Origin of the sequence: Hydrogenophaga sp., from assembly GCF_050250835.1 — a bacterium.
Classification (GTDB): Bacteria; Pseudomonadota; Gammaproteobacteria; order Burkholderiales; family Burkholderiaceae_C; genus Hydrogenophaga.
Map to the genome: position 1 here is coordinate 165,826 of NZ_JBFWNX010000006.1, position 17,357 is coordinate 183,182.

Annotated in this window: 17 protein-coding genes; 5 read left to right on the top strand and 12 right to left on the bottom strand. The window is 65.5% G+C overall.

The window, feature by feature from the left end:
• Nucleotides 1-137: 137 nt before the first annotated feature.
• From AB7F11_RS10275 to AB7F11_RS10285, 3 genes are read right to left on the bottom strand one after another with little or no spacing between them, the layout of a single operon-like run.
• Nucleotides 138-1,577: an aspartate aminotransferase family protein gene (locus AB7F11_RS10275; RefSeq protein WP_428290448.1), complete on the bottom strand. Its 1,440-nt coding sequence runs from the start codon at nucleotides 1,575-1,577 to the stop codon at nucleotides 138-140.
• A gap of 24 nt (nucleotides 1,578-1,601) precedes the next feature.
• On the bottom strand, nucleotides 1,602-2,972 hold the full coding sequence (locus tag AB7F11_RS10280) for a glutamine synthetase family protein (protein ID WP_428290449.1): 1,371 nt from the start codon (nucleotides 2,970-2,972) through the stop codon (nucleotides 1,602-1,604).
• A 34-nt stretch (nucleotides 2,973-3,006) separates the two neighbouring features.
• Nucleotides 3,007-3,819 (bottom strand): gamma-glutamyl-gamma-aminobutyrate hydrolase family protein, encoded by an 813-nt coding sequence (locus AB7F11_RS10285; protein ID WP_428290450.1) that lies wholly within the window; start codon nucleotides 3,817-3,819, stop codon nucleotides 3,007-3,009.
• A gap of 88 nt (nucleotides 3,820-3,907) precedes the next feature.
• Between AB7F11_RS10285 and AB7F11_RS10290 the strand changes: the two genes are divergently transcribed.
• On the top strand, nucleotides 3,908-5,401 hold the full coding sequence (locus tag AB7F11_RS10290) for a PLP-dependent aminotransferase family protein (protein WP_428290451.1): 1,494 nt from the start codon (nucleotides 3,908-3,910) through the stop codon (nucleotides 5,399-5,401).
• 227 nt (nucleotides 5,402-5,628) lie between these two features.
• On the opposite strand, the gene AB7F11_RS10295 is transcribed toward AB7F11_RS10290, so the two are convergent.
• Entirely contained in the window at nucleotides 5,629-6,090 is a 462-nt protein-coding gene (locus AB7F11_RS10295; RefSeq protein ID WP_428290452.1) for a methyltransferase family protein, read from the bottom strand.
• A 25-nt stretch (nucleotides 6,091-6,115) separates the two neighbouring features.
• Nucleotides 6,116-7,009, bottom strand: coding sequence for an NAD(P)/FAD-dependent oxidoreductase (locus AB7F11_RS10300; protein WP_428290453.1), 894 nt, complete (start codon nucleotides 7,007-7,009; stop codon nucleotides 6,116-6,118).
• A gap of 97 nt (nucleotides 7,010-7,106) precedes the next feature.
• On the opposite strand from AB7F11_RS10300, the gene AB7F11_RS10305 reads away from it, so the two are divergent.
• Complete coding sequence (locus AB7F11_RS10305) at nucleotides 7,107-7,748, top strand: TetR/AcrR family transcriptional regulator (protein WP_428290454.1); 642 nt, start codon at nucleotides 7,107-7,109, stop codon at nucleotides 7,746-7,748.
• A gap of 405 nt (nucleotides 7,749-8,153) precedes the next feature.
• Here AB7F11_RS10305 and AB7F11_RS10310 read toward each other — a convergent pair whose 3' ends face one another.
• From AB7F11_RS10310 to speB, 5 genes are all read right to left on the bottom strand, one after another.
• A complete protein-coding gene (locus AB7F11_RS10310) occupies nucleotides 8,154-8,462 on the bottom strand; it encodes a hypothetical protein (protein ID WP_428299971.1) in 309 nt (102 codons plus the stop codon).
• Between the two features lie 80 nt (nucleotides 8,463-8,542).
• On the bottom strand, nucleotides 8,543-8,896 hold the full coding sequence (locus AB7F11_RS10315; RefSeq protein ID WP_428290456.1) for a hypothetical protein: 354 nt from the start codon (nucleotides 8,894-8,896) through the stop codon (nucleotides 8,543-8,545).
• A 521-nt stretch (nucleotides 8,897-9,417) separates the two neighbouring features.
• On the bottom strand, nucleotides 9,418-9,741 hold the full coding sequence (locus AB7F11_RS10320) for a low molecular weight protein tyrosine phosphatase family protein (protein ID WP_428290457.1): 324 nt from the start codon (nucleotides 9,739-9,741) through the stop codon (nucleotides 9,418-9,420).
• 167 nt (nucleotides 9,742-9,908) lie between these two features.
• Entirely contained in the window at nucleotides 9,909-11,219 is a 1,311-nt protein-coding gene (locus tag AB7F11_RS10325; RefSeq protein ID WP_428290458.1) for an NAD(P)/FAD-dependent oxidoreductase, read from the bottom strand.
• A 2-nt stretch (nucleotides 11,220-11,221) separates the two neighbouring features.
• A complete protein-coding gene (speB, locus tag AB7F11_RS10330; RefSeq protein ID WP_428290459.1) occupies nucleotides 11,222-12,145 on the bottom strand; it encodes an agmatinase in 924 nt (307 codons plus the stop codon).
• 172 nt (nucleotides 12,146-12,317) lie between these two features.
• On the opposite strand from speB, the gene AB7F11_RS10335 reads away from it, so the two are divergent.
• The 3 genes from AB7F11_RS10335 to gstA all read left to right on the top strand — a co-directional run bounded on the left by AB7F11_RS10335 (nucleotide 12,318) and on the right by gstA (nucleotide 15,466).
• Nucleotides 12,318-12,992, top strand: coding sequence for a response regulator (locus AB7F11_RS10335; RefSeq protein ID WP_428290460.1), 675 nt, complete (start codon nucleotides 12,318-12,320; stop codon nucleotides 12,990-12,992).
• Entirely contained in the window at nucleotides 12,989-14,731 is a 1,743-nt protein-coding gene (locus tag AB7F11_RS10340) for an ATP-binding response regulator (RefSeq protein ID WP_428290461.1), read from the top strand. The genes AB7F11_RS10335 and AB7F11_RS10340 overlap by 4 nt, the downstream gene beginning before the upstream one ends.
• Before the next feature lie 126 nt (nucleotides 14,732-14,857).
• The gene (gstA, locus tag AB7F11_RS10345; RefSeq protein WP_428290462.1) at nucleotides 14,858-15,466 is read left to right on the top strand and encodes a glutathione transferase GstA; all 609 of its coding nucleotides are present in this window, start codon (nucleotides 14,858-14,860) and stop codon (nucleotides 15,464-15,466) included.
• A gap of 4 nt (nucleotides 15,467-15,470) precedes the next feature.
• On the opposite strand, the gene AB7F11_RS10350 is transcribed toward gstA, so the two are convergent.
• Both AB7F11_RS10350 and AB7F11_RS10355 read right to left on the bottom strand, forming a co-directional pair.
• Complete coding sequence (locus AB7F11_RS10350) at nucleotides 15,471-16,691, bottom strand: YbfB/YjiJ family MFS transporter (protein ID WP_428290463.1); 1,221 nt, start codon at nucleotides 16,689-16,691, stop codon at nucleotides 15,471-15,473.
• 60 nt (nucleotides 16,692-16,751) lie between these two features.
• Nucleotides 16,752-17,348 carry a hemerythrin domain-containing protein gene (locus tag AB7F11_RS10355; RefSeq protein ID WP_428290464.1) on the bottom strand — a complete coding sequence of 199 codons (597 nt, stop codon included), beginning with the start codon at nucleotides 17,346-17,348 and terminating at the stop codon, nucleotides 16,752-16,754.
• Nucleotides 17,349-17,357 lie beyond the last annotated feature (9 nt).

Genomic DNA, 17,357 nt, shown 5'->3' on the forward strand with positions numbered 1-17,357 from the left:
CTCCAAGGAGGTTAATGACTGTTGGAACTCAACCGGCGGGTCCGAAAACGCATGGTCAAGCCTAGCAATATTCAGACCCAATGCGGGCACCCGGGCACGGGAAATCGACCGGCGGAGCGCTGCACCGGCCATTCTATTCAAGCCAGATGGCCTGCAGCGCGCAATTCTTCCAGGGTGGCATCCAGGCAGCGCCGGATCAGCGCCATCATCTCGTCGATCTGGGCGCGCGTCATCACCAGCGGCGGCGCAACGATCATGCGGTCGCCCACGGCGCGCATGATCAGCCCGTTTTTGAAGCAGTGGGCACGGCACTTCATGCCCACGCCCAGGTCAGGGTCGAACATCTCCCGCCTGCCCTTGTGCTTCACCAGCACCAGGCCCGCCACAAAGCCGCAGGTTTCGGCCGCGCCCACCAGCGGGTGGGCCGCCAGCTCGGCAAAGCGCTCGGCGAGATAGGGGCCGGTGTCGTCCTTCACGCGTCCGACCAGGTTCTCGCGCTCCATGAGTTCGATGTTGGCCAACGCCACCGCGCAGGCCACCGGGTGGCCACTGTAGGTGTAGCCGTGGTTGAACTCGCCGCCTTTTTCCACCAGCACCTGGGCCACGCGGTCGCCCACCATCACGCCGCCCAGCGGGATGTAGCCGCTGGTCACGCCCTTGGCGAAGGTCACCAGATCAGGGCGGATGCCGAATTTCTCATAGGCGAACCAATGGCCCAGCCGGCCGAACGCGCAGATCACTTCGTCGCAGATCAGCAGGATGCCGTATTTGTCGACGATGCGCTGAACTTCGGGCCAGTAGGTTTCGGGCGGAATGATGACGCCGCCAGCACCTTGCACCGGCTCGGCGATGAAGGCTGCCACGCGACCAGCACCGATCGCCAGGATCTTCTCTTCCAGCCAGCGCGCCGCGCGCAGGCCGAAGGCCGCCGGTGTTTCACCCGGCTGCGCGTGTTCGAAGAAGTACGGCTGCTCGATGTGCGTGATGTCGGGAATCGGCAGGTCGCCCTGGGCGTGCATGCCGCTCATGCCGCCCAGTGAGGCACCAGCCATGGTGCTGCCGTGGTAGGCGTTGTGACGGCTGATGATCACCTTGCGCTGCGGCTGGCCCAGCAGGTCCCAGTAGCGGCGCACCATGCGCACGTTGGTGTCATTGCTCTCGCTGCCACTGGAGCTGAAGAACACGTGTTCGAACTTCCTCCCGCCAACCTCGGGCGCGATCTGCGCCAGCTTGGTCGCCAGCTGCACCGCCGGCACGTTGGTGGTCTGGAAGAAACTGTTGTAGAAGGGCAGCGTCATCATCTGCTGGTAGGCCGCGTCGGCCAGCTCCTTGCGTCCGTAGCCGGCGTTCACGCACCACAGGCCACTCATGGCATCCAGGATCTGCATGCCTTCGGAATCCCACACGTAGATGTTGTCGGCACGCGTGATCACGCGAGCGCCGCGCGTGGCCAGATCGGCATGGTCGGTGAACGGGTGCAGGTAGTGCGCGCTGTCGAGCGCCTGGATGGCTTTGGTGTCGTGCTGCTCGGCGCGGCGCACGAGAGCGGGGGGGGCAATGAGGGTGGAGGTGTTCATGGCGTTCGTCCTGGAATGGCTTGATCAGACATGCAGAAGAAGATGCTCGCGTTCCCAGGGCGAGATCACCTTCATGAATTCGTCGAACTCCAGTTCCTTGATCTCGGTGTAGATGGTGATGAACTCCTTGCCCAGCACCTCGTGCAGGTCGGGTTCGCGGCGCAGCCAGTCCAGCGCCTCGCCCAGGCTGCGCGGCAGCGAGTAGGGCGCCAGGTAGGCGTCGCCCTTCATCTCGGGCTTGGGCTTGATCTTGTTCTTCAGCCCCAGGTAACCGCAGGCCAGCGTCATGGCCATGGCCACGTAGGGGTTGGCGTCGGCGCCGATCACCCGGTTTTCCACCCGGCGCGCCTGCGGCGTGGAGATCGGCGAGCGGATGCCCACCGTGCGGTTGTCGTGACCCCATTCGATGTTGATCGGCGCGGCGGTGTGGCGCGAGAGGCGGCGGTAACTGTTCACGTAGGGCGCCACCAGCACCATGGCCGCGGGAATGTAGCGTTGCAGGCCACCGATGTAGTGAAAGAACGCCTCGGACGGCGTGCCGTCCTCGTTGCTGAAGATGTTCTTGCCGGTGGCCTTGTCCAGAATGCTCTGGTGCACGTGCATGGCCGAGCCTGGCTCGCCCGCGATGGGCTTGGCCATGAAGGTGGCGTACATGTCGTGCCTCAGCGCGGCCTCGCGCACCGTGCGCTTGAAGAAGAACACCTCGTCGGCCAGACCCAGCGGGTGGGCGTGGAAGAAGTTGATCTCCATCTGCCCCGCACCCACCTCGTGGATCAGCGTGTCCACGTTGAGCTGCATCTTGTCGCAGTAGTCGTAGATCTCCTCGAACAGCGGATCGAACTCGTTGACCGCGTCGATGCTGTATGCCTGGCGCGAGGTCTCGGCGCGGCCACTGCGGCCGATGGGAGGCTTGAGCAGCGTGTTCGGGTCGGTGTTGCGCGCCGTCAGGTAAAACTCCAGCTCGGGCGCCACCACCGGGTCCAGGCCCTCGGCGTCGAACAGCTCGCACACGTGGCGCAGCACGCTGCGCGGTGCAAAGGGCACCAGCTTGCCAGCGTGGTCGAAACAGTCGTGGATCACCTGCGCCGTGGGGTCGGTGGCCCAGGGCACGATGCGCACCGTGGTCGGATCGGGGCGCAATTGCATGTCGCGGTCGGTCGGCTCGATCACGTCGTAGTACGGGCCGCTCTCTGGAAACTCACCCGTCACCCCCATGGCCACGATGGCCTGCGGAAGGCGCATGCCCCGGTCCTCGGTGAACTTCTCGCGCGGCAGGATCTTGCCGCGCGCCACGCCGGTCAGGTCGGGCACCAGGCACTCGACCTCGGTCACCCGATTCTGGTTGAGCCAGTTCTCCAGGTCGTTGAAGTTCATCTTTTTGGGGGGGGCTGTCATGTGCCGTCTCCGGTGGTGTGTTGTTGGGTGAAAGTCAGGCGCTGGTGCTGGCGGCGCTGCGGCCCAGATCAGCGGCCTGCAGGCGCTGGCTGGTGCGCTGGCGGCAGGCACGCCCGAAGGCTTCAAAGATGGCGGCATAGAACGGCGTTTCCCAGCAGCGCCATTCGGGATGGAACTGCACCGCATAGGCAAAGGTGCGCGCACCGCGCACGCCAAAGGCCTCCACCACGCCATCGGGCGCGTAGGCCAGCGGCTCCAGCCCGGCGGCCAGCCGGTTGATGCCCTGGCCGTGCAGTGAGTTCACCTCGGCCTCGGGGCCACCGGCCCATGCTTCGAACACGCTGCCCGGCGCCAGCCGGATGCGGTGGCGCGGCGCGTACTGCTCGTCGGGCGGCGCGGTCTTGGGCTCGCGGTGGTCCATGAGACCGGGCACGTCATGCACGCGCTGGTGCAGCGTGCCGCCAAGCGCCACATTGATTTCCTGGAACCCCCGGCAGATGCCCAGCAGGGGAACGCCCTCGTGCACGCAGGCCTTGACCAGGGCCAGCGTCAGCAGATCGCGGGCAGCGTCCAGCGGCAGACTGGGGTCGGCCACGTCCTCGTCGAAATGGGAGGGGTGGACGTTCGAAGGCGAGCCGGTGAGCATCACCCCGTCCACCAGCGCCAGCAGCTCGCTGATCTGGCCGGTGTCGGCGAGGGGAAACATCACGGGCTGGGCCTGGGCCCCGACCTTCACCGCCCGGGCGTATTTGTCGCCCAGCAGCAGGAAAGGCATCTGGTGCCCGTGGTCGCCCATCAGACGGTGATCGGCGGGCAGCCAGACCATACAAGGCGGCGGCTTGTTCATGATGACTCCAGACAATGGCATTCATTGTGGGGGTCCAATTGGATCACAATGAGAGCCAATTCGACCCACCATCCGGTGCCACTTCCGCATGCTCTCCGAATTTCTGCTGGCCGAGATGAGCCGCCTCGGCGCGCAAGGTGCCCTGCCCCTGCACCGCCAGCTCTACGAGGCACTGCGCCGCGCCATGCTCGACGGCAAGCTCGGCGCCGGGGAGCGCCTGCCCTCCAGCCGCGACCTGGCGCAAGACCTGGACGTCTCGCGCAACACGGTGGTGGCCGCCATCAATCAGCTCAGCGTCGAAGGCTACATCGCCAGCCGCGTGGGCAGTGGCACCTTTGTGAACGACAACGTGCCACGCGCCACGCCGGGGCGGAGCGCGCGCCTGCGCGGCGGCCAGGCGGCCACCGTACAGGCCGGTCGCCTCTCGGTTCGCGGCCAGGCCCTGGCCACCACCTACTGCGCCACAGAGCTGGAGGTGCAGCCGTTCACGCCTGGCATTGCCGACTTCAGCGCCTTCCCCGTCACGCTCTGGCAACGCCTTCAGAACAAGCACTGGCGCATGACCTACCCGGACATGCTCGACTACAACGACTCGGGCGGCTACTCACCTCTGCGACGCGCCGTGGCCGACTACCTGCGCGTGTTCCGCAGCGTGCACCTGGAGGCCGATCAGGTCGTCATCACCACGGGCACCCAGCAGTCGCTGGAACTCTGCGCCCGCCTGCTGGCCGACCACGGCGACACCGTGTGGGTGGAGGACCCGGCCTACTGGGGTGCGGTGAAAGCGTTCATGGCCACCGGCCTGTCGCTGCACCCGGTGGCGGTGGACGATCAAGGCATCAACCCGAGCACGGCCGACCACGCAAAGCCACCGCGCCTGATCTACGTGACACCTTCACACCAGTACCCCACTGGCGCCGTCATGTCGCTGCCCCGGCGCCACCAGCTGCTGGCCACGGCCCGCGCGCACGACGCCTGGGTACTCGAAGACGACTACGACAGCGAGTACCGCTTCAGCGGCCCGCCGATCTCCAGCCTGGAAGGCCTGGACACCGATGGTCGCGTGTTCTACATGGGCACCTTCTCCAAGGTGCTCTACCCCGGACTGAAGATCGGCTACCTCGTGGTGCCCCGGCCGCTCGTGGCCGCCTTCAAGCAGGCGCACTACGACCTGAACCGCCCGGGCCAGATGCCGGTGCAGGCCGCGCTCGCCGAGTTCATCGAAATGGGCCACTTCGCCAGCGCGCTGCGCCGTGCGCGCCAGAACTACGGCGAACGCCGCCAGTGCCTGCTCGAAGCGCTCAAGCCTGTGCTTCGCGACACACCCGAAGGCCCCACCATCAGCGGCGCCGAGCAGGGCCTGCACCTGTGCCTGCGTCTGCCGACCGGCGTGGACGACCACGCGCTGGCGCAGCGCCTCGCACACCAAGGCCTCACGGTGCGGCCGCTTTCTGCCTACTGCCTGGCACGCAGTGACCTGAGTGGGCTGGTGATCGGCTACGGCTACGCGCCGCTGGCGGAGATCGAGCGCTGCGGGCCGCTGGTGGCGATGGCGGTGCGGCAGGCGCTGGACGTCAGCTGATGCCCGCGAACTCATGAGACCGACCGAGTCCAGGCCCCGGTTGTTGCGAAGGAAGGTTGACCTCTTCCTGGTCAGGTGCTCAGCTCGCAAGAGCTGAGCACCGCTTGGTAAGACGTTCCTGTTTTGGCCTCGGCTAGGATGTGCCAGATCGGCCCGAAGCAGACGCTCGCGCATGACGCTTTACGGGATTCCCCCTGCCGGCACAGTGCGATCGTGTTCGCCAGGGCTCATATCCATCTGCGTACCCTGCCTTTGTAAGCCTCGTACGCTGTCCCAAATAGAGACGCCAACACGCGTTCTTCCGGGATGACCTGGAATCGAGTGATGTAAAGCACGAAGAGGGCAACCCATAGGAGAGCGAACGGATTCGCCAGAAACACGGCCCACGCCAGCAGGGTCAGCAGGAGCCCGACATACATGGGGTTGCGCGTGTAGCGGTAGACGCCTTGGACAACCAACGAGGACGCCAGGCTTGCCTGGACCGGGTTCACAGTGGTCTTGGCGCGCCTGAACGCAACGACGCCAGCGAAGCCGATGCTTTGGCCAATGCACGCCAAAACGACGGCACCGAGCACACGGGCCAGGTCGGGCATCGGCACAAGGCCTGCGACGGCTGGCGTCAGCCACATGAGAAGCGCCACGACAAGCGCCACGATGGGAGGAGGAACCTTCAGTTCCAGCATGCTCATGTCAATCCTCCGCGCAGCAGAGCGCTCAAGCCAGCATCGATTGCTGGGCAAAGATGCCCGCCATCGCGCCCTGCCATGTTGACTGAGTGACCGAGGGCAAGAACGGCGTGGCGAGGTCGCCAGCGGCGTAGATTCCTGGCACGCTTGTCTGGCGGCGCTCGTCGACCTTGAGGACGATGCCCGTGGGCGTTTCGACCGTGGCGAGGACCATGGATTCATGCAGGCTTGAGGACGGCTTGTTGCGCGGCTGGGCAAACAGGATGTCGACCGCGATATCGCGGCCGGTATCGAGTTTGACGGTGGCGGTGTGGCCCTGGTGGCGGGCGATCTCGACGATCCGGCCAAAGGCGACAGGGATGCTGCGGCGCGCCAGATCGGCCTGGATTTCGGGTGAAATTTCGTGACCATCGGCGAAGACGGTCAACTTGTCGGTCCAATCAAGGAACAGCCTGACCTGGTTGTGCGACTGCGGGCCGGACCAGACGACGCCCCAATGCTGGCCAGCAACTTCAAAGCCGTCGCAGTAAGGGCAAGGCACGATGGACGTGCCCCAGCTTTCGGCAAAGCCTGGGACATCCGGCATCTGGTCGACGACGCCATAGCTCAGGATCAGGCGACGCGCCTTGAAGGTCTTGCCATCGCCAGCGAGGACGGAGAAATCCTCGATGGCACCGGAGATGCTATCGGCCCGGGTACTGATGAGCTTGATCGCGGGATAACGCGCCAGCTGCTGGCGCGCTGCGGCAAGGATGTCCTGTGGTGGCTTGTGATCGTGGCCAAGCACGCCATGCGAGTGGCCGGCGAAGCGATTGCGCGGCAGGCCGGTATCGAGAATGGTGACCTTGCGACCGGCACGGCCGAGCTGCAGGGCGGCGGCGAGGCCGGCAAAGCTGCCGCCGATGATGATGACGTCATTCATGGTGATGGGCTCCGTGTGAGTGGATTGTTTAGTGGACATTCGAGTACAGTAATGTATGATCTATATAATAGACCGTCAAGTCCATTAAATAGACTCCATGCCCCTCCCCTCAGCTCTCACTCCCAAGCCCCAGCGCGGGCGGCCAAGAGATCCCGAGCGCGTCCGGCGCATCCTGGAGGCCGCGCAAAAGCACTTCAGCGAGCATGGCCTTGAGCGTGCCAGTGTGGATGCCATCGCTGCGGATGCCGGTGTGTCCAAGATGACGGTCTACAGCAACTTCGGCTCCAAGGAGGGGCTGTTCCAGGCGGTCGTGCACGACAGGACTGCGACGGTGGTGACCGGGGTTCCGGGCGTCGAGGCGCTGGACCCTGGCCAGCCGGAGAAGGCGTTGATGGCGATCGGGGACCGGTTTCTCGAATTGACGCGCGGCGACGACGCCCTTGGCACGTTGCGCTCTGTCTATGGCGTCGCAGGGGCACAGCCGGAAGTCTGCTGTGCGTTCTACAAGGACGGCCCCGAGCGCTTCAACGGTGAGCTGGCGACCTACCTGCGCCGAGCGCACTTGGCGGGCACGCTGAGGGTGCGGAACCCGATTCAGGCAGCAGACTTGTTCCTGTCGATGTTCCTGGGCTCAGGGCACTTCCGCGGACTGCTGATGCTCGAGAGGCCGGATGCCCGGGAAAACAGGGCTCTTCTTCGCGAGGCCGTACGGGTCTTCATGGCGGCCTTCGGCGGGTAGGCAAGAAGTTCTTCGCCAGGACCGCATTGGCGGCTTGTCGAGCCTCGCCAGCATGTAGCCCGTGACCTTCCCTTCCTGATACACGAGAACCCGATCACGCTGCACGACCGCTTCTCGGAAGCCAGTATTGGTTTCCGCATGTTTGCTCCGGGCCTGGAGCAGTCCTAGCGTTTGCTTCATAGCCGACATTGGCGGGTCAACCTAATCCTGCGGCAAGACCCTGTCGCCATCCGACTGATGTCCTTTCGCATGAGTAGACGATGGCTCCGCCTTGAGCAGTATCGAAAATTTTGTCAGACACAAGTTCGTCGCCCATGGTGCGCAACATTGCCACAGACCGTTCCAGATTAGCCATCAGTGATGGCCGGTTTAGATTTGCAGAGGACCGTTGAAATCCGACTTGGCCTATTGGGTCATTTGCCAACTTCGCGCTACGCCGTTGATTGCCACTTCGGCGAAGACAAAGAATTCACGATTCGCAATTCGGATGTTGCTGCGTCCAACATGGCCTCGTACGTAGGGGATGACTTCGTCGATGAGCACCCGGGTCCCGACCTTCCGCTGAACCTCTATCAGGACCTCTTCTGCGCCTCGCTCTATGAAATGGTCCAGTAGCAGGACCTGCGCCCGGCTTTCCATCAGCAGGCCATGTTCGTCAACGAGGTTGGTCCACTCGGCCTTCGCGGCGTCTGTCGTCACAAAGTGAGAACTCATGAGTTTGTGGACGCGACGTGGGTTCATCTTGGTAGCCGGGAAACTGAGAGGGGTAGGTGATGGTGCGCAATTGGTCGCACTTAGTCCCTGCCTTTAATTTGAGCGTTCTTGCGGATGGAGAAGGTCACCGTGAAGTCGGGATCGACGACCGTTTCGCCTGTGGACCGAAGTCGATATTCGCCAGACCCCGCCCGTCGAAACGAGCGTGTATCGGGAGGCAGGCTGTACTCTTCGCCAGTTCTTTGGCCTTCGAGAGAAAGAAGTATCCCCTTCCGCGCATCTGCCTCGACGACGCGCCCGAACAGCTGCTGCTGCTCGAAGGGTTCCTCGGAACCCGTTTCAAAGTAGGCAAGTCCCACGAGGACCAGCTGGCCAGGAAGGGTCTTCGCAAGTGCAGCATCCCAAGGGTGTTCTTCCTCGATATCGTTGATCATGGTTAGGTCGCTCCTCTTGCGCCGAATTCTGCCTCACCCTCGGAGGCCCGCTTCGGGCCGGATTACGACCATCGTCAGAGGCCACAGGCCACCCTTGGTCGCCTCTCGAACTACCGAAGGGTTGATGCCGCGAACAGCGGCCAGGCAGCGGCACAGAACACCACGATTACGGCTAAAAGGATGGCCGCATACCACCGAACGATGGTCTGGACAAAATGCGGCAAGCGGCCAAAGCGGCCGCCACTCGATTGCAAGTTGCCACGTGTGGGATGGAACCAAGTGGCAGCACAAAGCACAGCCCAGGGAAGCCCAACCATCGGGCCTGCAAGCGAGATAGCCAACATCTCTCCGCAGACGTTGAACAGAGCAACGATGAAGAGCGCTGAACAGACAGATGCAACCAGAAGCCACCACCTGAACGGGAAGAGGCGGCCGGCGAGTTTCGTGTAGAGGGCTGGTGTCATTTTCTTGGGGCGCCTCCGCCTCGGCAACGAAAGACCGCTTCTGGCCGACATGCGAATTTATCGCAGATGACGCAATACGCGTTTCTCTAGAGGCTGGATGAGTTCGGGTTGCATGAACTCATAGTTGTCTGGTATGTCCAGGCAAATGACCTTCTTGCCGAGCAGATGGCTTCTGAAGCGTCGCGAAAGCAAAGTGCGATGCCGCTTTTCCATGACACAGACGATATCAGCCCAATCCAGCTGATCCGCGGCCAAGGGACAGGCCGCATCTTCGGCAAGGCCGGCAGAGTCTGTCTCGACGCCAGGCCATGCAGCGAACACCGCTTCAGCGGTGGGGCTGCGCAACTTGTTGCGGCTGCAGATAAAAAGCACATTCTTCATTTACAGGCGGCGTCCGCTTCTGGCCGATCTGCGCCATCCTATCCGACGCAAGTTCACACCTGCAGCGCAGCGGCAGCACCGATCACATCCACCCTGGCACGTAGAACCATCCGTTCTGCAAACTTGAAACTGATTTTCGGATCTGTATTTCCACGCCATCGACCACCCTACAGCACATCCCGCATCCGGTGCCACAGCATGCCCAGTGCCAGGCTGGGCGTGCGCAGCAGCGGGCCGCCAGGAAAGCGTCGGTGTTTCAGGCGGGCGTACACGTCAAAACGCCCGGCCTGCCCGGCTACGGCCTCGGCCACCAACTGGCCAGCCAGGCCAGTGAGCGCCACGCCATGGCCGCTGAAACCTTGCAGGTAATACAGGTTGTCGCCCAGCCGGCCGAAGTCCGGCGCGCGGTTCATGCTGATGTCGACGAAACCGCCCCAGACGAATTCCGTCGGCACCTCGCGCAGCGCGGGAAACACCTCGCCCATGCGCTGGCGCATCACCGCCTCCAGGTTGGCCGGCGTGCGGGTGGTGTAGCTCACGCGGCCACCGAAGAGCATGCGGTGGTCGGCACTGAAGCGGAAGTAGTCGAGCACGAAGTTGTTGTCGCACACCGCCGCGTTGCGCGGGATCAGGCGTGCGCAGAGCTCGGGATCGAGCGGCGCGGTGGCGACGATGTAGGTGCCCACCGGCATGATGCGCGGCGCCACTTCCGGTGCCACGCGGGGACCGTATTCGGGCAGCATGCAATTGCCCGCCAGCACGCCAGATCGCGCCTTCACCTGGCCCTCTGGCGTGCCCGCCACCAGCAAGGAGCCACGCAACAGGCCGGTCACTGGCGTGTGTTCGAAGATGCGCACGCCCGCAGACTGCGCAGCGTGCGCCAGGCCCAGCGCGTATTTGAGCGGGTGCAGGTGACCCGAGCGTTGTTCACGCGCCGCGGCCACATAGCGCGGGCTGTTGATCAGGCGGGGCAGGTCCGCACCCTCGGCCCAGTCCACCGCGATGCCGCGCCGCCTGAGGCCTTCCATCTCCTTGTGCAGCGCGAGCGCCTTGCGCGCCGAATCGGCCACGTACACATAACCATTCACGCGGTCGCATTCGATGCCGTGCTCGGCAATGCGCGCGTCGATCAGGTCGATGGCCTCCAGCGACATCTCCCACGCCCGTTGCGCATCCGCTGCGCCTAGTTGCTTCTCGAACGGCCCCAGCCCACTGGCGTAGCCCACGATGGCCTGCCCACCGTTGCGCCCACTGGCGCCGCTGCCGATGCGATCGGCTTCGAGCACCACCACCGAGAGGCCTCGCTGCGCCAGCTCCAGCGCTGCGCTCAGGCCCGAGAAGCCCGCGCCGACCACCACGGCGTCAGCCTCCAGCGATTCCTGCAGCGGGGCCAACGGCGCGGGACGCTGAACGCTGGCTTCGTAATAACTCTTCTGGTTGAGCTGGGTGTCGGAGCCGACAAGCGAACGCGCGAACATGTTCAGCGGCCTTTGGCCACCTGGCCACTGAGGTAGGTCCAGACGAAAGTGGCGGCCGCGTTCGTGGTGAGCTCGGCGTGGTCGTAGGCTGGGGCCACTTCCACGCAATCCATGCCGACCCAGTTCAGACCGGCGAGGTCTTCGAGGAAGGTCAGTACCTGCGAGCTGGTCATGCCGCCGGGCTCGGGTGTGCCGGTGCCGGGCGCGAACGCGGGGTCCAGGCAGTCGATGTCGAGCGTGAGGTAACACGGGCGCTCACCGATGCGCGCGCGAATTGCGTCGATGGCGGAGCGCAGGCCCGCACCATCGAGACCGCGCAGCGCACGCGCGGTGAAGATCTGACCTCCTTGATCGGCCACGTAGTCACGCGCGGCGCGAACGCCACTGGAGCGAATGCCGATCTGCACCGTGTGGGCGGCACTCACCAGTCCTTCCTGAAGTGCCTCATACGTCCAGGTGCCGTGCCCCGAAGGTTCGCCAAAGTGGTCGACCCAGGTATCGCAATGGGCATCGAAATGCACCAGGGCCAGCGGCTCGCCACCATGCCGCGCCTTGGCCGCGCGCAGCAGCGAGAGCGTCACAGAATGGTCGCCGCCCAGGAAGACGCAATGGTGTTTCGCCATGAGCACGGCCGCCTGCGCCTCGATGTGGCGGCGCACATCGGAGAGTGAAGATGCATTGGGCAGACGCATGTCCAGCGCATCGCCCAGGTGGGGCAGCGGAGAAACGTCGAACACCGGGTGAACGCCGTCGCACAGCATCAGGCTGGCGGCCCTGATGGCCTGCGGGCCGAAGCGCGCACCGGGACGGTTGGTCACCACGCCGTCAAAGGGCACGCCGGCGATGGCGAACGGCTGTTCCGCCAGCGGCTCGCACCCGAGGAAGCGGTTGCTGTTGTTGGCGTAGGCAAACTGACCCAGGGCCATGGCGGGGTGTCCTCAGGTGGAGAAGGGCAAGGGGGTGCCCGAAGATACCGCCGGGTCATCGTTCCCATGAGTCCATTTGTTCTACCCGCGCGCCGTCCACCGGGGCACGGCGGGCCAGGATGACTTTCGGCACTTCCCGTTCACCGGCCCAGCCCCTAACATGCCCGCACCCATGTCCGCCTTGCCCACGCCCACGATCGAAGCCCGCCAGGCCACCACACTGCTGGTGGTGGACGACCACGATCTCCTGCGCCTGGGCCTGCTCACCCTGGTGCAGGCGAACGCCACAGGCGATGGGCAGGCCATCGCGGTGCTGGAATCGCGCACCCTGCAGGAAGCCCTGGAACTCTACGGCAGGCACGAAGAGCAGATCGGCCTGGTGTTGCTGGACCTGCACTTGCCCGACGCCCACGGACTCACCGGCCTGACCCAATTCCTCAAAGTTTTCCCGCAGGCACCGGTGGTGGTGCTTTCCGGCGTGAGCGACCCCGGGCTGATGCGCCACGCGCTTTCGCGCGGTGCCCATGCCTACCTCACCAAGTCCGGTGACCTCAAGGAGGTCATCGGCTACATCCGCACGCTGGGCGTGCTCGGGACCACCGCGCCCGAAAGCCTGGCACCCGAGAGCGCGCCGACCTTGCGCGCGGTGCGCAGCACCAGTGGCGAAACCCTGCAACTCTCTGAACGCCAGGTGCAGGTGCTCGACGGCATCCTCGCGGGCGAGTCCAACCGGGACATCGCAGCACGCGCGCAACTCAGCGAAGGCACGGTGAAGAACCACGTGTCCGCCCTTCTTCTGCTCTTCGGTGTGCGCTCCCGCGCGCAACTCATCAGCACCCTCCGATGACCACTTCGCAGCAGCGCGTGCTGCGCGAGCAGGTGGCCGCGCTCTATGCCACCTGGCTGAGTTCGACCGTCGCCGACGCGATACTGGCCTGGTCCGTGTGCGCGCTGTTCTGGTGGCAGCTGCGCAACCCGATGGTGTTCGTCTGGCTGGGGCTGCACACCATCCAGGTACTGCGGTACCCGCTGATCCGCGCTTACTACAAAGACCCGGACGCGGCACAGCGCAGCGTGTTCTGGGCACGCCGGCAAGCGCGCGAACTGCTCTACTACAGCGCCACCTGGGGTCTGGCTCCCTGGCTGTTCATGCCCGCCGACGACGTGCCCATGACCACGTTGCTCATGCTCATCATGCTGGGCCTGGTCAGCGGTGGTGTACCGGCCGTGGCGCCGTACTGGGCTTCGGTGCTCGCCCTGGTGCTGCCCATGATGACCGGGCTGATCTCGGCCCTGCTCTGGCACGGTGACACCACGCACCTTTTCCTCGCCATCTGCGTCGGCATCTATGCCGGCGCCATGTTGCACTTCGCGCACCGCCAGCACCTGCTGCTCACCGAGTCGCTGAAGACGCGCTTCGAGAAGGAGTTGCTGGCCGAACAGCTCGCGCAGCAAGTGGCCGCCACGCAGCGCGTCAGCGAAGAAAAGACCCGCTTCTTCGCCGCCGCCAGCCACGACCTGCGCCAGCCACTGCACGCCATCGCCCTGTTCGGAGCCGTGCTCGACAAGCAGTTGCAAAACCAGCCCGCACACGTGCACGCGCAACGGCTCATGGGCGCCGTGAAGACACTGGGCACCTCGCTGGACACCATGCTCGATGTCTCGCGGCTCGATGCCGGTGTGATCGAGCCCGAGTTGCACGACGTGCCGCTCAACGCCGTCCTGCAAGCCCTGCAACCCTCGCTCGCGCCCCACGCCGAGCAGCGCGAACTGCAGCTTCGCCTGCGCGCCACGCCAGTGTGGGTGCGCACCGATCCACACCTGCTGCAACGCCTGCTGGGCAACCTGATCGAAAACGCCATCAAGTACACGCCCACCGGCGGCGTGCTGGTGGTGGCGCGCCCACGCGGCTCGCAAGTCTGGATCGACGTCGTCGACACCGGCATCGGCATCGGCGCGGAACACGCCGACCGGGTGTTCGACGAGTTCTACCAGGTCGACAACCCCGGCCGCGACCGCACGCGTGGCCTCGGCATGGGCCTGTCCATCGTGCGGCGGCTCTCGCAGCTGCTCGAACACCCGGTGTCGTTGCGCTCGCGCCCGGGGCGGGGCAGCCGCTTCCGTGTCGTCGTGCCGCGCGTGGCACCCCGGCCTGCGAGCCTGGCCCGTCCGCTGGACGCCGACCACGCCCACCGCCTTCCCCAGCGGGTGCTGCTGGTGGACGACGAGACCGACATCACGGACGCCCTGGGTGCGTTTCTCGAGGTCTGGGGCGTGGCCTCGCGCACCGCACGCGATGAAGCGTCCGCCGCCATGGCATTGAGCGTGGCCCGCCACAACGGCCACCCCTTCGACGCCATGCTCTGCGACTTCCGCCTCGCCGACGGTGCCGACGGCCTGGATGCCGCCCTGCGCCTGCGCGATCGCTTCGGCCCCCACCTGCCGTTGCTGCTGATCACCGGCGAAACCGCGCCCGACCGACTGCAGCGCGTGCGCGGCTCGGGCGTGCCGGTGCTGTTCAAACCGGTCGACCCCGACCGCTTGCTGCAGGCCCTGACCGGGCTGGTGCCACCGCAGGCGCCGTGAGGCTTCTGCGCTGGGCGTCGGTGGCGGCCAGGGCGCGCGGATGGCCCCCGCCAGGCAGGAAACCCGGCACGCCGGTAGGATCGACGCCGATGCCGACTCCAGCGCATCCATTCGAGGACACCACACATGAAGCTCTACTACTCCCCAGGCGCCTGCTCGCTCTCCCCTCACATCGCTCTGCACGAAGCTGGCCTGGCGTTCGATGCCGTACCTGCGCCCACCAAGACGCACCAGTTGCCCGACGGCACCGACTACTACACCATCAACCCGCTGGGCTACGTGCCACTGCTCGAGCTCGACAACGGCGAGCGCCTGCGCGAAGGCCCGGCCATCGTTCAATACATTGCCGACCAGGTGCCACAGAAAAACCTCGCACCGGCCGCCGGCACGATGGCACGCTACCGCCTGCAGGAATGGCTCACCTTCATCGGTACGGAGGTGCACAAAGGCTTCTCGCCGCTGTTCAACCCGGCCACGCCCGATGACTTCAAGGCCGCCACCAAGACCAAGCTCTCACAGCGCCTGGCCTGGGTCGACAGCCAGCTCGCCGGCAAGCAGTACCTCATGGGTGACACCTTCTCGGTGGCCGACGGTTATCTGTTCACCGTGACCAACTGGGCCCCGCGAGTGGGCGTGGACATCACCGGCCTGCCGAACCTGGTGGCGTACCGCGAACGCGTGGCCGCACGCCCAGCCGTTCAAGCCGCCATGAAGGCCGAGGGTCTGCTGAAGTAAGTCTTCAGAGTGCGCGCTGGCGCCATGCCAGTGCGGCGCCGATCCAAAGCGCACCGGCCGAGAACAGCAAGCCGCGCGCCAGGCCACCGGGACCATCTGAAATAAAGCCGACCACGGTCGGTCCCACGATCTGCCCGGCGGCGAACACGATGGTGAAGGCGCTGATGCCGGCCGCCCATTGTGCGGGCGGCAGGTTGTGGCGCACCAAAGCGGTGGTGGAGGCCACCACCGACAGGAACACGCCTCCGAACACCAGCCCCGATGCCATCACCAGTGGCCAGGCCGACGTGAGTGCGGGCACGATGGCCGCCACGCCCAGCAAGGCATTGAGCATGGCCAGAGCCCGGCCACCACGGTGGCGGTCCAGCAGGCCGGCCCAGATGCGAGACGAAGCCACCACCGCCACGCCCAGCAGCGCATAGAACCACGTAATCTGCGCCGCGCTGCCGCCTTGTTCGCGCAACAGCGCGATCACGAAGGTCATGTAGCCGATGTAGCCCACGCCGAAACCGGCGTAGCCCGCGAGCGCAAAAGCAAAGTCGCGCGTGCGGTACACCCGGGCGCCACGGCTCAGCGCGTGTTCGGGTGGTGCGGGGTGGCCGGCCAGCACACGCGCAGGCCAGGCCATGAGCGCCGTCGCCAGCAGACATACCAGCGCGAGCATCCACCAGGCCCAGGCCCAGCCGTGCGGCTGCTGTGCGGCAGCGGCCAGCACCGGTGGGACGCCCAGCGCCGATACCACGATGCCCAGGCCAGTGCCGCCGTAGTAAAGCCCCAGCAGGAAACCGCTGCGCTGCGGCTGGTGCGAACCAAGTCGCGCGGCCAGCAGACCCCCGGCAATGAACACCAGCGCACTGGCCACCCCCGCCAGCAAGCGCTGGACCAGCAGCGGCGCCGCAGCCGTGAAGAACCCGCTGAGCGCCATGAACAGCGAAGCCAGCAAGGCGCCCGCGAGCAGCAGGCGCGTGGGTGACACGCGCCGCATCAGCCAGGGTGTGGCCAGCGCGCCGATCAGGTAACCCAACGCGTTGAACGTGTTCATGGCGCCGGCCAGTGTGTAGCTCCAGCCCAGGTCCTCGCGCATCGGTGGCAGCAACAGGCCATAGGCAAACCGCGTGATGCCCAGCGACACCGCCGCGCCCAGCGAGAGCGCCAGGGCCAGGCGCACGTAAGGCGTCGGGTCGGGCGTGTCAGGCAGCGGGGCGGGACGGGTGGAGCGAGCCATGGACCGGCCATTGTGTGCGAAGCGGTCGCACACGACGAGCCGGCGGTCGCCCGCCCGGGGTCAGCCTTCCCCGAGGCCCACCGGCGCCGGCGCCTGCATCACGATGCGCGTGAAGAGGCGGTCGAACTGCGGGTCGCGCGGAACGCGGCTGTTCAGCGGGTCCTGGTTGGTCGCGAACGCGGCGTTCAGCGCGTGCCAGTCGCTTTCATCCAGCGAGCGCTCGGCCTCGGGCAGCACGACACTCTCCTCCAGCCGCATGTGCTCCAGGTAAAAGCTCACATAGCGCCTCGCTTCGGCTTCGAAGGCCGGGCGCCGCGTCTCACCCAGGTACTCCCAGGCCATCAGCATGTGCATGAGCTCCCTCACCTGCGATTCACCGGCCATGTGGTCGCGCTCGAGCTGCTCGATCGCGCCCATCACCTGTGGCGCCGCCCGGGCCACGCGCGGGAACAGCAAATCGGATTCCTTCGGGTGGTGCAGTTTCTCCGGGAATTCGTCGATGTAGAACAGCATGGCACGCAGCACGTCGAAAAACAGCTCGTGCTGGTCTTTTCCCTCGGGCTCGGGTCCGCGCTGGATCATCTGCAAGAGCGATTGCAGCATGGCGGCCAGACTGGCATGTTCGTCACGAATGACGCGCAAGGCTTCTCGGTTCATGGATGGTCT

Bases quoted from the DNA above. Each gene is read 5' to 3' on its own strand.
- AB7F11_RS10275 (WP_428290448.1), bottom strand. From the start codon at position 1,577: ATGAACACCTCCACCCTCATTGCCCCCCCCGCTCTCGTGCGCCGCGCC.
- AB7F11_RS10280 (WP_428290449.1), bottom strand. From the start codon at position 2,972: ATGACAGCCCCCCCCAAAAAGATGAACTTCAACGACCTGGAGAACTGG.
- AB7F11_RS10285 (WP_428290450.1), bottom strand. From the start codon at position 3,819: ATGAACAAGCCGCCGCCTTGTATGGTCTGGCTGCCCGCCGATCACCGT.
- AB7F11_RS10290 (WP_428290451.1), top strand. From the start codon at position 3,908: ATGCTCTCCGAATTTCTGCTGGCCGAGATGAGCCGCCTCGGCGCGCAA.
- AB7F11_RS10295 (WP_428290452.1), bottom strand. From the start codon at position 6,090: ATGAGCATGCTGGAACTGAAGGTTCCTCCTCCCATCGTGGCGCTTGTC.
- AB7F11_RS10300 (WP_428290453.1), bottom strand. From the start codon at position 7,009: ATGAATGACGTCATCATCATCGGCGGCAGCTTTGCCGGCCTCGCCGCC.
- AB7F11_RS10305 (WP_428290454.1), top strand. From the start codon at position 7,107: ATGCCCCTCCCCTCAGCTCTCACTCCCAAGCCCCAGCGCGGGCGGCCA.
- AB7F11_RS10310 (WP_428299971.1), bottom strand. From the start codon at position 8,462: ATGAGTTCTCACTTTGTGACGACAGACGCCGCGAAGGCCGAGTGGACC.
- AB7F11_RS10315 (WP_428290456.1), bottom strand. From the start codon at position 8,896: ATGATCAACGATATCGAGGAAGAACACCCTTGGGATGCTGCACTTGCG.
- AB7F11_RS10320 (WP_428290457.1), bottom strand. From the start codon at position 9,741: ATGAAGAATGTGCTTTTTATCTGCAGCCGCAACAAGTTGCGCAGCCCC.
- AB7F11_RS10325 (WP_428290458.1), bottom strand. From the start codon at position 11,219: ATGTTCGCGCGTTCGCTTGTCGGCTCCGACACCCAGCTCAACCAGAAG.
- speB (WP_428290459.1), bottom strand. From the start codon at position 12,145: ATGGCCCTGGGTCAGTTTGCCTACGCCAACAACAGCAACCGCTTCCTC.
- AB7F11_RS10335 (WP_428290460.1), top strand. From the start codon at position 12,318: ATGTCCGCCTTGCCCACGCCCACGATCGAAGCCCGCCAGGCCACCACA.
- AB7F11_RS10340 (WP_428290461.1), top strand. From the start codon at position 12,989: ATGACCACTTCGCAGCAGCGCGTGCTGCGCGAGCAGGTGGCCGCGCTC.
- gstA (WP_428290462.1), top strand. From the start codon at position 14,858: ATGAAGCTCTACTACTCCCCAGGCGCCTGCTCGCTCTCCCCTCACATC.
- AB7F11_RS10350 (WP_428290463.1), bottom strand. From the start codon at position 16,691: ATGGCTCGCTCCACCCGTCCCGCCCCGCTGCCTGACACGCCCGACCCG.
- AB7F11_RS10355 (WP_428290464.1), bottom strand. From the start codon at position 17,348: ATGAACCGAGAAGCCTTGCGCGTCATTCGTGACGAACATGCCAGTCTG.